Source organism: Collinsella aerofaciens, assembly GCF_002736145.1.
Classification (GTDB): Bacteria; Actinomycetota; Coriobacteriia; order Coriobacteriales; family Coriobacteriaceae; genus Collinsella; species Collinsella aerofaciens_A.
This window is the reverse complement of the sequence record NZ_CP024160.1, coordinates 1,226,110-1,239,932: the sequence shown is the minus strand read 5'-3', so window position 1 is coordinate 1,239,932 and position 13,823 is coordinate 1,226,110. Positions and strand designations below refer to the sequence as shown.

General features: G+C 60.1%; 13 protein-coding genes. 4 read left to right on the top strand and 9 right to left on the bottom strand.

Going from position 1 to position 13,823, the window contains the following annotated elements:
* Window positions 1–70 precede the first annotated feature (70 nt).
* From secE to rplA, 4 genes are all read left to right on the top strand, one after another.
* Window positions 71–409 carry a preprotein translocase subunit SecE gene (gene secE, locus CSV91_RS05455; RefSeq protein WP_006234983.1) on the top strand — a complete coding sequence of 113 codons (339 nt, stop codon included), beginning with the start codon at window positions 71–73 and terminating at the stop codon, window positions 407–409.
* A gap of 3 nt (window positions 410–412) precedes the next feature.
* The gene (gene nusG / locus CSV91_RS05450) at window positions 413–949 is read left to right on the top strand and encodes a transcription termination/antitermination protein NusG (protein WP_099432095.1); all 537 of its coding nucleotides are present in this window, start codon (window positions 413–415) and stop codon (window positions 947–949) included.
* Window positions 950–1,069: 120 nt separating this feature from the next.
* On the top strand, window positions 1,070–1,498 hold the full coding sequence (gene rplK / locus CSV91_RS05445; protein WP_022093893.1) for a 50S ribosomal protein L11: 429 nt from the start codon (window positions 1,070–1,072) through the stop codon (window positions 1,496–1,498).
* Between the two features lie 117 nt (window positions 1,499–1,615).
* Window positions 1,616–2,323 (top strand): 50S ribosomal protein L1, encoded by a 708-nt coding sequence (gene rplA / locus CSV91_RS05440; protein ID WP_022093892.1) that lies wholly within the window; start codon window positions 1,616–1,618, stop codon window positions 2,321–2,323.
* Between the two features lie 127 nt (window positions 2,324–2,450).
* On the opposite strand, the gene CSV91_RS05435 is transcribed toward rplA, so the two are convergent.
* The 9 genes from CSV91_RS05435 to asnS form a co-directional block, all read right to left on the bottom strand.
* Entirely contained in the window at window positions 2,451–3,161 is a 711-nt protein-coding gene (locus CSV91_RS05435) for a metallophosphoesterase family protein (RefSeq protein WP_099432094.1), read from the bottom strand.
* Entirely contained in the window at window positions 3,158–5,074 is a 1,917-nt protein-coding gene (locus CSV91_RS05430) for a BMP family ABC transporter substrate-binding protein (protein ID WP_099432093.1), read from the bottom strand. Before CSV91_RS05430 ends, CSV91_RS05435 begins: the two co-directional genes overlap by 4 nt.
* Before the next feature lie 93 nt (window positions 5,075–5,167).
* Window positions 5,168–5,935 carry a mechanosensitive ion channel family protein gene (locus tag CSV91_RS05425; protein ID WP_099432092.1) on the bottom strand — a complete coding sequence of 256 codons (768 nt, stop codon included), beginning with the start codon at window positions 5,933–5,935 and terminating at the stop codon, window positions 5,168–5,170.
* 128 nt (window positions 5,936–6,063) lie between these two features.
* Window positions 6,064–8,094 (bottom strand): bifunctional metallophosphatase/5'-nucleotidase, encoded by a 2,031-nt coding sequence (locus tag CSV91_RS05420; RefSeq protein ID WP_099432091.1) that lies wholly within the window; start codon window positions 8,092–8,094, stop codon window positions 6,064–6,066.
* A gap of 72 nt (window positions 8,095–8,166) precedes the next feature.
* Window positions 8,167–8,961, bottom strand: coding sequence for an ABC transporter ATP-binding protein (locus CSV91_RS05415; RefSeq protein ID WP_099432090.1), 795 nt, complete (start codon window positions 8,959–8,961; stop codon window positions 8,167–8,169).
* Window positions 8,954–9,877 carry an ABC transporter permease gene (locus CSV91_RS05410; RefSeq protein ID WP_099432089.1) on the bottom strand — a complete coding sequence of 308 codons (924 nt, stop codon included), beginning with the start codon at window positions 9,875–9,877 and terminating at the stop codon, window positions 8,954–8,956. Before CSV91_RS05410 ends, CSV91_RS05415 begins: the two co-directional genes overlap by 8 nt.
* A 204-nt stretch (window positions 9,878–10,081) precedes the next feature.
* Complete coding sequence (locus tag CSV91_RS05405) at window positions 10,082–11,062, bottom strand: ABC transporter substrate-binding protein (protein ID WP_099432088.1); 981 nt, start codon at window positions 11,060–11,062, stop codon at window positions 10,082–10,084.
* Window positions 11,063–11,222: 160 nt separating this feature from the next.
* Entirely contained in the window at window positions 11,223–12,008 is a 786-nt protein-coding gene (locus tag CSV91_RS05400; RefSeq protein WP_099432087.1) for a hypothetical protein, read from the bottom strand.
* Between the two features lie 249 nt (window positions 12,009–12,257).
* The gene (gene asnS / locus CSV91_RS05395) at window positions 12,258–13,661 is read right to left on the bottom strand and encodes an asparagine--tRNA ligase (RefSeq protein WP_055285210.1); all 1,404 of its coding nucleotides are present in this window, start codon (window positions 13,659–13,661) and stop codon (window positions 12,258–12,260) included.
* Between the last annotated feature and the right edge of the window lie 162 nt (window positions 13,662–13,823).

Below are 13,823 nucleotides of genomic sequence, written 5' to 3'. Positions count from 1 at the left end.
ATTCCGTAAGCTCCCACTTGGGGGCTTACGGTTTACTCATGTATAAGCGCATTGCGCGGAGGTAACCCAAATGGCCAACAAGAAGAACAAGAAGAAGGCACAGCAGCAGGCGCCTGCCAACAACGCTGCCGCCAACTCCAAGGTTGAGGCCAAGAAGGCCGTTGCCAAGAAGAACGAGAAGGCTGCGAAGTCCAAGAAGAACGAGAAGCCTGGTTTCTTCGCCCGCACCAAGAAGTATTTCGCTTCGGTCAAGTCCGAGATGAAGCGTGTCACGTGGCCCGATAAGAAGGAGCTCGTGAACTACTCGGTCGTCGTTTGCGCTTCTCTGATCGTCGTCGGCGTCGTCATCGCTCTGCTCGATGCTGGCTTTGGCGAGGCTCTTGCTCTGTTCTCTGGATTGAGGGGCTAAACCATGTCTAAGCGTTGGTACGTCGTTCACACTTACTCTGGATACGAGAACCGTGTTAAGTCCGATCTCGAGCACCGCATCGAGACTATGGGCATGCAGGACCGTATCTTTGATATCGAGATTCCTATGGAGCGCGTCACCGAGATTAAAGAGGGTGGCAAGCGCGAGACCAAGGATTCCAAGATCTTCCCGGGTTATGTCCTGGTCCGCATGGAGATGGATGACGATGCTTGGACGTGTGTTCGCAACACGCCCGGCGTCACCGGTTTCCTAGGCGGCAACGGCAAGCCCGCTCCGCTTTCCCGTGACGAGTACAACAAGATGACTCGTCGTCCCGGTAAGGGCGATTCGCCCAAGCGCACCTCGGTTGATATTGAGGTCGGCACGTCCGTCCGCGTCACCGATGGCCCGCTTACCGACTTTGATGGCAAGGTCTCCGAGGTTAACACTGAGGCTGGCAAGCTCAAGGTCACGCTGATGATCTTTGGCCGCGAGACGCCGGTCGAGCTCGACTTTAACCAGGTCGCTGTCATCGCTTAAGTTTTCGTCCGTTCGCGCGAGCGTGCTTCTTCTGTGACTGCTCATCTCAGGAGTGCTTCTAACACGTGCGTGCTTACGATATAGCAAGTACTTCACACTCGTGATTCGAAAGGAATGACCATGGCTGAGAAGAAGGTTGCCAACGTCATTAAGCTCCAGATTCCTGCTGGTGCCGCTAACCCCGCTCCTCCCGTCGGCCCCGCCCTGGGCGCTGCTGGCGTGAACATCATGCAGTTCTGCCAGGCTTTTAACGCCGAGACGCAGGACAAGAAGGGCGACATCATCCCCGTTGAGATCTCTGTCTACGAGGACAAGTCCTTCTCCTTCATCACCAAGACCCCGCCGGCGGCTCACCTCATCAAGAAGGAGCTGAACCTCAAGTCTGGTTCCGCTAAGCCCCAGGCCGACAAGGTCGGTCAGCTCTCCCAGGAGCAGCTCACCAAGATCGCCGAGATCAAGATGCCGGACCTCAATGCCAACGACATTGACGCCGCCAAGAAGATCATCGCCGGTACCGCCCGTTCCATGGGCGTCACCATCGCTGAGTAGCGATTTCTTTAGGTAATGACGGGTGCTCCGACCGGGGCGCCCGTTATATGTGTGCAATAGGGCACACGATACGATGTGGGAGGGCTCACGCCCGTTTAACCACAGGAGGTAATGCACATGGCTAAGCATGGTAAGAGCTATAACGCCGCTGCCGAGAAGATCGACCGCGCCACGCTCTACACCCCCCTTCAGGCTGCCAAGCTCATCAAGGAGCTCGACACCGCCAAGTTCGACGAGACCGTCGAGGCCCACTTCCGTCTGGGCATCGATACTCGTAAGGCTGACCAGAACATCCGTGGTTCCATCTCCCTGCCCCACGGCACCGGCAAGACCGTTCGTGTTGCCGTCTTCGCCGAGGGCGAGAAGGCCCGCGAGGCCGAGGCTGCCGGCGCCGACATCATCGGTTCCGACGAGCTCGTCGCCCAGATCCAGAAGGGCGAGATCAACTTCGACGCTGCTATCGCAACGCCGAACATGATGGCCAAGGTTGGCCGCATCGGTAAGATCCTTGGTCCCCGTGGCCTCATGCCGAACCCCAAGCTCGGCACCGTGACCATGGACGTCGCCAAGATGGTCTCCGAGCTCAAGGCCGGCCGCGTTGAGTATCGCGCCGACCGTTACGGCATCTGCCACGTGCCCCTGGGCAAGAAGTCCTTCTCTGAGCAGCAGCTCGTCGAGAACTACGCTGCCCTGTACACCGAGATCCTGCGCGTCAAGCCCTCTTCTGCTAAGGGCAAGTACGTCAAGTCCATCTCCGTGTCTTCCACCATGGGCCCTGGCGTCAAGGTCGATCCCGCTGTCCAGCGTGACTTCCTGGCTGAGTAACTGCTAGTTACTGCCTGAGCAAAGCAAGCATTGCTAAAGAAACCCGGTTCTGCCTCGTGCAGGACCGGGTTTCTTGCTATCTCGGGGTAAAGCCACCTCAAAGGGGACAGTGTCCCCTTTGAGGTGGCTACCAGGGTGTTCTGGCGGTTGAGGACTCGATGGCATCGTGGCGCTTGAGCTCGCGGCGCATGGTTTGCGAATTGAGCCAGGCCGCCTGCCAGCCACGGATGGGGTAGCGCGTCTGGTCGAGCTCAAACTGCGTATAGCCGCAGGCGTTGATGATCGTCGTTCCACACACATGATGCCGCTCGCGCTGAAAATCGTAACCGTAGCTTTGGTGTACATGCCCATGCACCATGTAGTCGACCCCCCAGGACTCAAGCGCCGTGTTAAAGCACTCAAACCCTCGATGCGGCAGATCGTCCAAATCACCCATACCGGCGGCGGGCGCATGGGTAAGCAGAATGTCGCACCCGCCGACCATCCTAACCTTACGCGACAGCTTACGCATGCGCTTGGACATCTCGCGTTCGGTGTACATGTTGGCGCCGTCGCGATAACGCATGGACCCGCCAAGGCCCGCAATGCGAATCCCTCGGTACGTGTACACGCTGTCTTCCACGCAGATACATCCGCCCGGTGCATGACGTGCGTAGCGGTCGTCGTGGTTGCCGCGAACGTAGATGAGCGGTTTGTTGATGACGGTGACCAAAAACTCAAGATAGTCCGGGTCCAGATCGCCGGCAGACAGAATCAGGTCGACACCCTCAAAGCGCTCCTTGCGAAAGCACTCCCAAAGGCATCGTTCTTCGGTATCTGCTATGGCAAGGATCTTCATAGGGCGGTAACTCCCGGCTCATCGTCGAGCTGCGGAATGGTGCCTACCACGTTGTCCGCCAGCCAATTCATCTCGACAATCTGCGCGCTCGGCAGTGGGGGAAAGCCCTCGATCTGCACCACGCCGTCTTGGCTATGAAGCTCGCCGCCAAATGGATTGATGGAGCTCTCGACGATGCCATTGCGGAGCAGCTGCACCAGTTTGCGCGTTTGATAGGGCAGGCCCGGAGCGTAGCGAATGTCGATGACGCCCGAGCTCATGCCATACCAGTAGTTGACGGCGCGAACCTGGCTGTCGTCACTGGTCTCATCCCAGGTGCCATGCAGCAGGCTTCGCACGATAAGCTCGTAGTATCGGCCCCAGTTCCAGACCGGCATGGCGATGCCGACGACCTTGCCATCGACCAGGCGGTGGAGTCCGTAGGCCGTAGGGTCTACGAGCGACTTTGACATGTCAGCGCCGGTCATGACGCTCACGCCTTCGCGGCACATGGCCTCGGCAAGGCCTCCGGCGGGCACATCGCCCCAGGTCAGGATAATTTGCGCACGGGGGTCGAGCAGCGAGGCGCCAATCGCAAAGGCGTTGATCTCGCTAAGCGCGCCCGAGGCGAAGACCGACGCGTGGTAGCCGATACGGTGGTTGTCCGCCATACTGGCGGCAAGGGCGCCCAGGAGGAACTTGGCCTCGTACATCTTGCCAAAGTACGAACGGACGCTTTGGTGGGGAAGGCCGATAGAGCAGTTAAGGAACCGCACCTGGGGATACTCAACGGCAGCTCTGAGCGTGTATTCCATCAGGCGGTGCGAGGTCGAGAAGATGACGTTAGCTCCATGTTTGACAGCCGTTTCCACGGCGGCGTAGAACACGTCCGGATTGTGACAGTCCTCGAACGCCTCGGTGCGCACGATACCGCCAAAGTGCTCATCGAGATACTGACGCCCTTGGTCGTGCAGGCTGTCCCAGCTCGACGTCGCACAGGGGAACTCATGGATAAAGGCGATGCGCAGGGGGTTGGCCGCCGAGTAGACGGTCTTGCCCATAAAGAAGTTGAGCACGCCGGAGGTGGACTTGGCGAGCGCCTCTTCCTCATCGACACTCGGTGCCTCGACAAGATCGACCTTGTCCTCGTCATTTTTGCCGGCAATGACCAATTCGCGCCAAATCTTGCACAGGCGGTTTACGACGATATCCGTCGGTGTATCCAACAGGCGGTCCTGGTTGTACACATTGAGGTAGACGAGCATGGCGTCGGCAGGCGTAATGTCCAGGTGGTCGCCGCCCGCGCGAAGGTAGGCGCGTTTAAAGAGTAGGAAGGTGTGGCGCAGGTAGTCGACCTTTTTCTGTGGCCACTTTTCGACAAGGTCCTGGCCGAGCATCTTGGCGAGCGTCTCGTAGCTTCCCTCGCGCGAGAACTCGATCTCGTATAGGGGGCAGACGCGCCAAAACGCGCAGAACTCGCCGTATAGGCGACTTTCGACGGAATCCCATGTGCCGGGGTAGAGACGGGTGACCTTGGCTGAAACCGTCGGGGCGTCCAGGAATTTGAGGACGCTGACGCGCTTGTTGCCCTCCTGGACGTAGAACCGATGCATGAACTCGGTGACGATGATGGGGTCGCGATAGCCCTCGGTCACCTGGATGTCGTAGAGGTTGGACCACTTGCGGGCGAACTCGGTGTTAAACGGCAACAAGGGCATAAAGTTGCATGAAAAAGCGGACTGACGGCCCTTGGTGACCGTGCCGACGACCATTTCGAGCGGAATATCCCGCAGGCCGACATTCTCTCGCTGACCTAAGGGGAGCTGAGCAACCAAACTGTCGAGGTCCGTGAGGTACGGGTGCTCGCTTTGGCTGATGGCGCGACGGCGTCCCTGCTCGCCGCGCTTGCGTGCTTGACGATAGGCCTCTTCCATGGTGTCTACTCCCTTAGTCGTTTAAACAACGATATGAACCATGGTACCACGATGTGAAACCACCACAAAGGTGCCTGTCCCCTTTGTGGCGGTTTAGGCGATGATGGGGGCGATGGCACGAATGCAGGCGTCGGCTGCCGTAAAAGTGGTGCTATCGTCGCTGACGATAAAGATGATTTTGCCCTTAATGCCAAAGTCGCCGATCTCGCTAAAGAGCACGTACGGCTCCTTGTCAAAGCCAGAGATGGGCGAGACGGCCGTTTTGGTTGCGCTCGTGAGCTCGTCTGCCAGCGCGTCAAGGGAAGCCCACTTAGACGTGTCCTTTACGGCAACGGGCACGGCCACGCGCCCAAAGGGCATCAGATGCACGAGTGTGTTCTTGGAGATGTTGGAGTTGGGCACAATGATGGTCTGCCCGCAGGCGTCCTCGATGGTCGTGTGGCGCCAGGTGATGTCTTGGACCACGCCGGATACGCCGCCGACCTCGATATTGTCGCCGGGTTTGATAATGCCCATAAACGTCACCTGCATACCGCCGATAAGGTTCGACAGCGTGTCCTGAAAGCCGAGCGAGATGGCGATGCCGCCGACGCCAAGAGCGGCGACGAGGGCGTTTGCATTAATGCCAAAACAGTTGTCGAGGATAAAGCTGCCGCCGATCATCCAGATGACGGCGCGCGCGATGTTGATGAAGATGCTCGATGCTGGGAGCGGGTTATCGTCGCGGTTAAGCAGGTGGTGCAGGGTCTTGGACGCGACTTTGGCGGCAACGGCGGTGCCGATGGCCAAGATGCCGGCCCAGATGATGTTGTGGACCCATCGCTGCTCAAAGAAATGAAGAATCGGCTCAAACAATTCCATGTAGGTAAACCTCCTCATGATCATCCAACCATGATACCCACCAAGAAGCCCGTCCGATCAAATTCGGACGGGCTTCTGTGCTCGATATAAGGTTTACGCGGCGGGGCTGCAAGGCCCGGCGGTGTAGCTTAGCGTCGACGCTTCCAGATAATGCCGAGAATGATGATGACGATGCCGCCGATGAGGCATGCGCCGATCACGGCTAGCGTGCGGTCTCCCGTTGCGGCGAGCTTGCCGGTCGTCTTCTTGGTGATGACCTTCGTGGTCGTCGCGTCCGTCTTAGGCGAGGGCTCAGGCGTCGGGGCCGGTGTGGGCGTGGGGTCCACGGCAGCGGAGCCAAAGCTGATGGTGCCCGCGAGCGAGGCCATCTTGTTCTCCCAGCCGTTCTGCCCGATCAACGCCCTAAGCGCTGACTCGCAGGTACCCCACTCGGTGTGCTTGGTGGCGTTTGCGAAGGTGGGGAAGTCAGTCGTGTTGGTGATGATGTAGTTGTTAGTGGCGACGGTATAGTCCTTGGCGGGATCAAGTGCCGTGCCGTCCTTGGTGAGTGTGGCGCTCACGATGCGCTTGCCTTCGGGCTGCGTCCAGTCGATCGTTACGTTAATGCCACCGAAGGAAAGGACGCTACCGGAATCGTCGCGCCACTTGTACTTGTCTTGCGCCTCCTGCTCGGTGTGACCGGCCGCCACATAAGCCTGCTGAAGCTCGTAGCTGTGATTGCACTCGTCGCTGATCTGCAGCGAGTGCTCGAGCGCTGCCAGGAAGTCCGCACCGGTCATGGTCCAGGTCTCCGCGGTGTTGCCGTAGGGCGAGATAGCGATGACGTTGCCGGCGGTCACATCGCCCGCAGCGATGCCGCCGCGGATGCCGCCCGCGTTCTCGATGGCAAGGTCCGCGCCCGTCAGGTCAAGATAGGAGCCGCAGATCACATGTCCGATGGTCTGGGCCTTGGTGGTGTCGCCCTCCTTGCTGGGGCGGAAATCGGTGGTGCGCACCATCTCCCAGCCGTGCGTGCCAGATGCGTTCTCGCCGTAGAAATAATTGGTAGAGCTCGTGCCGAGCACCTCGCTCGATGCGGCGCTAAAGGCATCGTCGAGCGGCTTGATCTTGTTGTCGTGGACCTCATCAAGGGTGCTCTGATAGGTGGAGCCCTTGTTGGGGTCGGTCAAAAGAACGTTTACATCCTTGGCGGTATAGAGCTTCTCGTCGCTTTTGCCTGCGTATACTGCCACCGTGTCATCGTCGGTGCTTTCAGTGCCCTTGGTGTCGTACTCGTAGGGGACGGAAAGCAGTCCCACTTCGGCAAAGGCGCTGCCCGCCTCGACAACGTGGATTGTCTTGCCGTCGGCTCCCGTCACCTTCTCGTTAAGGTTGATGTGCTCGTGGCCTGCGATAAGGGCATCGACGCCACGGAGCCGCGTGGCAAAGGTCTTGGCGTCGAGCGTGTGCGCGATACAAACAACAACATCGCAGCCCTCCTTGCGCAGCTGCTCTGCCTCGGCATTGATGGCGTTCGCGGCACTCGAGAAGTTGGTGCCCGCGACTAGGTCTGCACGCAGCGAGGAGCCAAGCGATTCATCCATGGCTCCTACAACGCCGACCTTGATCTGGTAGGCGAACGTTGAGTGACTTTCACTGTCCTCCCAGGTGCGGTTGAGCGTCTTCGTGATGCTCGAGCTCCATACGCCGTTCGAGGACGTTGCATTCGCGCAAAGCATGGCGAAGGGCGTGCTGGTGGTGCTGGAGCCGGTCATGGTGCGAAGCTTGTCCGCGCCATAGCTCCAGTCGTGGTTGCCTGGCGTGGTCGCGTCGTAGCCGTCGGCGTAGAAGGTGTCCATGAGCTCGGCGATGCTCTTGCCCTCGCTCATGGTGGCGAAGGACTGTCCGTGGAAGGTGTCGCCCGCATCGAGCAAAAGATCGGGGGCGCTGCCCTGGGCGCTATGGAGAACTGCCAGTCCGTCGAAGCCGACGGTGCCGGTGCCCTTGCTTTCGTTGTAGCTGTACTTGTAGCTGCCGTGGATGTCGTTGGTGTGCATGACGGTCACAGTGCCGTCAATAGCGGCGGGCAGGTTCCCCGCGAAAGCGAGGCTTGGGATGCCTGCGAGCGCGCCGGCAAACAACGAGACGGTTAACGCAAGGCGGGGGACGAATCTTTTCATGGCAGTTTCCTTAGTCCTTAACAAAAACCACCACAAAGGTGCCTGTCCCCTTTGTGGTGGTTTTCTAAGTCGTTAGCTTAGTAGCATGCGGTCGTTGGCGAGCTCGCCGCCCGAGACCTCCTCAAACTTCTGAAGCAGGTCGGCCACGGTGAGCGACTTTTTCTCGTCGCCCGCCACGTCGTAGATCACGTGGCCCTCGTGCATCATGATCAGACGGTTGCCCAGACGGATGGCATCGTTCATGTTGTGCGTGACCATGAGCGTGGTCAGGCGGTTCTCGTCGACGATCTCCTCGGTCAGGTTGAGCACCTTAGAGGCCGTCTTGGGGTCGAGGGCCGCCGTGTGCTCGTCGAGCAGCAGCAGACGCGGCTTGGTGAGCGTGGCCATCAGCAGGGTGAGTGCCTGGCGCTGGCCGCCCGAGAGCAGGCCGACCTTGGCGTTGAGGCGCGTGTCCAGACCAAGGTCCAGACGCTTGAGCAGTTCAACGTACTCGTCCTTCTCGGCCTTGGTGACGCCCCACGAAAGACCGCGACGCTGGCCGCGGCGCTTGGCGAGGGCTAGATTCTCGGCAATCTGCATGTCGGCTGCGGTGCCGCGCATGGGGTCCTGGAACACACGGCCCAGGTACTTGGCGCGCTGCGACTCGCTCAGACGCGAGATATCGTTGCCGTCGAGCTCAATAACGCCCGAATCGAGTGGATACACGCCGGCAATCATGTTGAGCAGCGTGGACTTGCCGGCGCCGTTGCCGCCAATCACGGTTACAAAGTCGCCATCGTTGAGGGTGAGGTCGACGCCGGTGAGCGCGCGCTTCTCGGTGACGGTGCCCTTGTTAAAGGTCTTCTTGACGTGCGAGAGCTTAAGCATCTGCCTCATCTCCCTTCGTGTAGGAGCTGCGGAGCTTATAGCGCTCCCAAACCACGGGCACGCACAGGGCCACGGCGACGATCACGGCGGAGAGTAGCTTCATGTCGTTGGCGTCCATGCCCAGCTGCAGCACGATGGCGCGGATAAGGAAGTACACCACGGAGCCAAAGACGGCGGAAGCAAGACGGACGCTAAACTGCGTGAGGCCGCCGGGCAGCAGGCGACCGAGCACCTCGCCGATGACGATGGCGGCAAGACCGATAACGATGGCGCCGGTGCCCATGCCAATGTCGGCGTACTTCTGGCTCTGGCAGATGAGCGCACCCGAAAGGCCAATGAGGGCGTTGGAGAGCACGAGGGCGATCATTTTGGTGGTGTTGGTGTTAACGCCCAGGGCGCGGATCATGTACTCGTTGTTGCCGGTGGCACGCAGCGCCGAGCCGATCTCGGTGCCAAAGAACCAGTACAGGATGGCGACGATGGCCACGGCCAGCACAATGCCTAGGATAATGGCAACAGTGGACTGCGGCAGGCCCGTCATGTTGCTGACGGATGAGAAGATAGTGCCCTTGGCAAGGATGGGCGTGTTGGACTTGCCCATGATGCGCAGGTTGATGGACCACAGACTGATCTGCGTAAGGATTCCGGCGAGGATTGCGGGAATCTCAAAGACGGTGGTCAAGATGCCCGTGACGGCGCCCGCGATGGCGCCGGCGCACATGCCGGCCAGCACGGCGAGCAAGGGATCGACGTTATTGTTGACGATGAGCACGGCGCAGACACAGCCGCCGAGGGCAAAGCTGCCGTCGCAGGTCATATCGGGGATGTCGAGCAGGCGGAACGTGATAAACACGCCAAGCACCATAATGCCCCAGAGGACGCCCTGTGAAACGGCGCCCTGCAATGCAATGAGCATGCTTCATACCTCCTAGGATAGGGTGGACACGTGATTTTCCATAATAGCGGTACCAATGCATAAAAGAGCTGCGGACGGATGTTTTGTCTCATCCGAAACAAGCAGGGCGAACGCCGGTCTTTAGCGTTCGCCCCAAGGACTCAGATATTGAATAACGCGGCTGTGGCGCGCGTGCGGGCCCTAGACGCGTTACCGCGCATGGCGCTACTCGTCCAGAGCGGAAAGGTCGATGCCCAGCGCCTCGGCCATCTCGTCGTTCTTGACGACGACCAGGTCCTTGCTCGAGAGGTGCTTGATCGGCATATCCTCGGGCTTGGCCTCGCCCTTCAGGATCTTAACGGCCATCTCGCCCGCGGCGTAGCCCAGGTCCTTATAGTTGATGGAGAGGGTGAACAGGCCGCCGGCCATGCACATACCCTCCTCGCCGGTCACGAAGGGGAGCTTATTCTCCTTGCAGATCTGGCCGACCTGCGAAGCGCCCGCGGCGATGGTGTTGTCAGTGGGGGAGTACAGCGCGTCGACCTTGCCCACGGCAGACTCGACGACGGACTGAATCTCGTTGGAGCTCGAGACGGTGAAGTCAGTGTACTCGAGGCCCAGCTTGTCGAGCTCCTTCTTGGCGGCCTTGATCTGGACGTCGGAGTTGGACTCGGCGGTACAGTAGAGCAGGCCGACCTTTTTAACGTCGGGCAGGACCTTCTGCATCATCTCGAGCTGCTCGGCGACCGGGGTGAGGTCGGAAGCACCCGTGACGTTGGTGCCGGGCTTGTCGTTGTCCTGGACCAGGCCGGAGGCGGCGTAGTCGGTGATGGCACAGCCCACGATGGGGATATCGGCCGTGGCGCCGGCGGCAGCCTGCGCGGCGGGCGTGGCGATGGCATAAATCAGGTTGACGTTGTCGCCCACAAACTTGTCGGCAATGGACTTACACGTGGACTGGTCGTTCTGGGCGTTCTTCTGGTCGATCTTGACCTTAAGGCCGCTCTCCTTGATGGCCTTGACAAAGCCGTCGTTGGCGGCGTCGAGTGCGGAGTGCTCGGTGAGCTGCAGAACGCCGATGGTGTAGTCGGAACCGGCGGCAGCAGAGCCGGAACCAGAGTTGCCGCCGCATCCGGCAAGCGGGACGAGCGCGAGCAGGCCGGCGGAGACCAGAAGGCTCCTGCGGCTGATGGTGATGTCCTTCATATCATTACCCCCAGTATAAAAATGGCTGGAAACACTGCACTGGGACAAAGTGCAAGTGGAATTATAGTAGCGCTGATGTCCATTTTTACAACAGCCTGGCGGGTTTTTTAATACAGAATCGGATGGGCGGTACGGGTAGTCGAATGGGCGGCGGAGGGTCTTATGCGGCGGAGGAGGCGTCGTCCTCGTCCAAGGCGGCGAAGAGCTTCTTGCCATCGAGGAGACGTGTGGTGACGTTTCTCATGCGGCCGATCTCAACGGTGCGCAGCGTGTCGTCGGCGCCTCGGGCGTCATAGACCGTTCCCAGCACATACGAGATGCCGTCTCGTTGCTTGATGGCAAAGGGCCGGAGTGTCATCCGTGCCACTTCGACCTCTCCGCGCGCCGTGACGCTCGAAATATCAAAACTCACCGTGGTTCCGTGGTCGATGGCCTGCTCGATGAGCTCGCAGGCATCGATGCGCTTGACGGGCGTGTGCGTGGTCTTGGTGGATTTGCCGCCCACGCTTGGAGCGGGCTCGGGTGCATCGAGGTAGCCGCGAACGTCGGCGCTCGCCATGGCGACCAAGTGCTGCGCTATGCTCTTTCGAATGGCGATGGGCGTGGAGCGGTTGCGCATGACCATGCCGTGGAGCCGGATGATCTCTTCGTCGGTGAGCGGACGGGTCAAGAGCCGATAACCCACGCCGCGCTTGTACTCAATTTCGTATCCGGCATGGCGAAGTGCGGAGATGGCGGTGTAGATGCTGCGCCGCGCCGCCGAGATGGGCATGCGGGCGGGGTCGTCGGGATGGGCGAGGCGCCGGATCAACTCATCGGAAAGCATGGCCTTGTCCTCGCCGGTGTTTTCGCTTAATAGTTGCAGGATGCGAACGGCGCGATAGGCTGCCATCGAGGCAGCGCCCCTCGTCGTGGTCTCGTAAGTTTCAACAGCGGTTTCGGTCATGGCGCCCACGTCCTTTCCGTTTTGGGTGGCGACGGTATGGAGCCTAGGACGCGGGGCTTTCCCAGGGGTGCAGGACGCCCTGGGCGGTCGGTAGCCGTCGGCAAGCGGCGGGTCGAGTTTTCAACAGCTCTGCCCAACTGACCAAAACCTTGCCAAAAGCTTGACGGATGCTGTTGAAAAAAGCGCCCCTCGGCTTGCCGAGAGGCGCTGGCGTGATGCGCTGGAACGCGTTTGGTGGCGCTGTGGCGATTAGAAGTCGGCGTTGCCCACGGTGCGCGGGTGCGGCAGGACGTCGCGGATGTTGCCCACGCCGGTCAGATACATGACCAAGCGCTCGAAGCCCAGACCGTAGCCGGCGTGCTTGCAGGAACCGTAGCGGCGCAGGTCAAGGTAGTACTTGTACTGCTCGGGATTCATGCCCAGGTCCTTGATGCGGGCTTCGAGCAGATCCAGGCGCTCCTCGCGCTGGGAGCCGCCGATAATCTCGCCGATACCGGGAACCAGGCAGTCGGCAGCGGCGACGGTCTTGCCGTCCTCGTTCATGCGCATGTAGAACGCCTTGATCTCGGCCGGGTAGTCGGTTACGAAGGTCGGGCGCTTAAAGTGCTCCTCGGTCAGGAAGCGCTCGTGCTCGGTCTGCAGGTCGATGCCCCAGCTCACGGGATAGTCAAACTTGTGACCGGCGGCGACGGCCTGCTCCAGGATTTCGACGGCCTCGGTATAGGTGACGCGGGCAAAGTCGGAGTTTGCCACGTGGTCCAGGCGCTCGAGCAGACCCTTGTCCACAAACTTGTTGAGCATATTGAGCTCGTCGGGGCAGGTTGCCATGACGTCCTTAAGGACGTACTTGAGCATGGCCTCGGCGTTATCCATGTAGTCGTTAAGGTCGGCAAAGGCCATCTCGGGCTCGATCATCCAAAACTCGGCGGCGTGGCGCGTGGTGTTGGAGTTTTCGGCGCGGAAGGTGGGGCCAAAGGTGTACACGTCGCCAAAGGCCATGGCAAAGTTCTCGGCATTGAGCTGGCCGGACACGGTAAGGCTCGCGTGCTTGCCAAAGAAGTCCTGGCTCCAGTCGACCTCGCCGGACTCGGTGAGGGGCGGATTTTTGGGGTCGAGCGTGGTTACGCGGAACATCTCGCCGGCGCCCTCGCAGTCACTCGTGGTGATGATGGGGGTGTTGACGTAGACAAAGCCCTGCTCCTGGAAGAAGCGGTGAATGGCGGCAGCCGCGACAGAGCGGATGCGGAACACGGCGCGGAACAGGTTGGTGCGCGGGCGCAGGTGCTGCTGGGTGCGCAGGAACTCGACGGTTGCGCGCTTCTTCTGCAGCGGGTAATCCGGGGCGCTCGTGCCCTCGACCTCGATGGAGGTGGCAGAAAGCTCGAAAGGCTGGGGCGCATCGGGGGTCAGCTTGACGGTGCCGGTGCAAATGAGTGCGGCCGAGACGTTTTGATGGGCGATCTCGTCGTAGTTGTCGAGTGCCTCGCGGTTCATGACGACCTGCAGGTCGCGGAAGCAGCTGCCGTCGTTGAGCGTAACAAAGCCAAAGTTCTTCATGTCGCGGACGGACTTGACCCAGCCGGCGACGGTGACGGTCTGGCCGCCGAGCGACTCGGCATCGGCATAGAGCTGCGCGATTTTGGTGCGGTTCACGTATCCTCCCATAACGGTTGAATGATAGTTATCCATACAGTTCGATATTCTAGCAGCTCGGCTCATTTGAGCTATACAGATAAAGCATTGGCGGGATGGTTTTTCAAACGAAAAGCGCCCGCGGCCAAATGGTCGCGGGCGCTTGACGAGGTGCCTTTTGGC

What these genes read in the sequence shown, in the direction of transcription:
- secE (WP_006234983.1), top strand. Translation starts at nt 71, where the DNA reads ATGGCCAACAAGAAGAACAAGAAGAAGGCACAGCAGCAGGCGCCTGCC.
- nusG (WP_099432095.1), top strand. Translation starts at nt 413, where the DNA reads ATGTCTAAGCGTTGGTACGTCGTTCACACTTACTCTGGATACGAGAAC.
- rplK (WP_022093893.1), top strand. Translation starts at nt 1,070, where the DNA reads ATGGCTGAGAAGAAGGTTGCCAACGTCATTAAGCTCCAGATTCCTGCT.
- rplA (WP_022093892.1), top strand. Translation starts at nt 1,616, where the DNA reads ATGGCTAAGCATGGTAAGAGCTATAACGCCGCTGCCGAGAAGATCGAC.
- CSV91_RS05435 (WP_099432094.1), bottom strand. Translation starts at nt 3,161, where the DNA reads ATGAAGATCCTTGCCATAGCAGATACCGAAGAACGATGCCTTTGGGAG.
- CSV91_RS05430 (WP_099432093.1), bottom strand. Translation starts at nt 5,074, where the DNA reads ATGGAAGAGGCCTATCGTCAAGCACGCAAGCGCGGCGAGCAGGGACGC.
- CSV91_RS05425 (WP_099432092.1), bottom strand. Translation starts at nt 5,935, where the DNA reads ATGGAATTGTTTGAGCCGATTCTTCATTTCTTTGAGCAGCGATGGGTC.
- CSV91_RS05420 (WP_099432091.1), bottom strand. Translation starts at nt 8,094, where the DNA reads ATGAAAAGATTCGTCCCCCGCCTTGCGTTAACCGTCTCGTTGTTTGCC.
- CSV91_RS05415 (WP_099432090.1), bottom strand. Translation starts at nt 8,961, where the DNA reads ATGCTTAAGCTCTCGCACGTCAAGAAGACCTTTAACAAGGGCACCGTC.
- CSV91_RS05410 (WP_099432089.1), bottom strand. Translation starts at nt 9,877, where the DNA reads ATGCTCATTGCATTGCAGGGCGCCGTTTCACAGGGCGTCCTCTGGGGC.
- CSV91_RS05405 (WP_099432088.1), bottom strand. Translation starts at nt 11,062, where the DNA reads ATGAAGGACATCACCATCAGCCGCAGGAGCCTTCTGGTCTCCGCCGGC.
- CSV91_RS05400 (WP_099432087.1), bottom strand. Translation starts at nt 12,008, where the DNA reads ATGACCGAAACCGCTGTTGAAACTTACGAGACCACGACGAGGGGCGCT.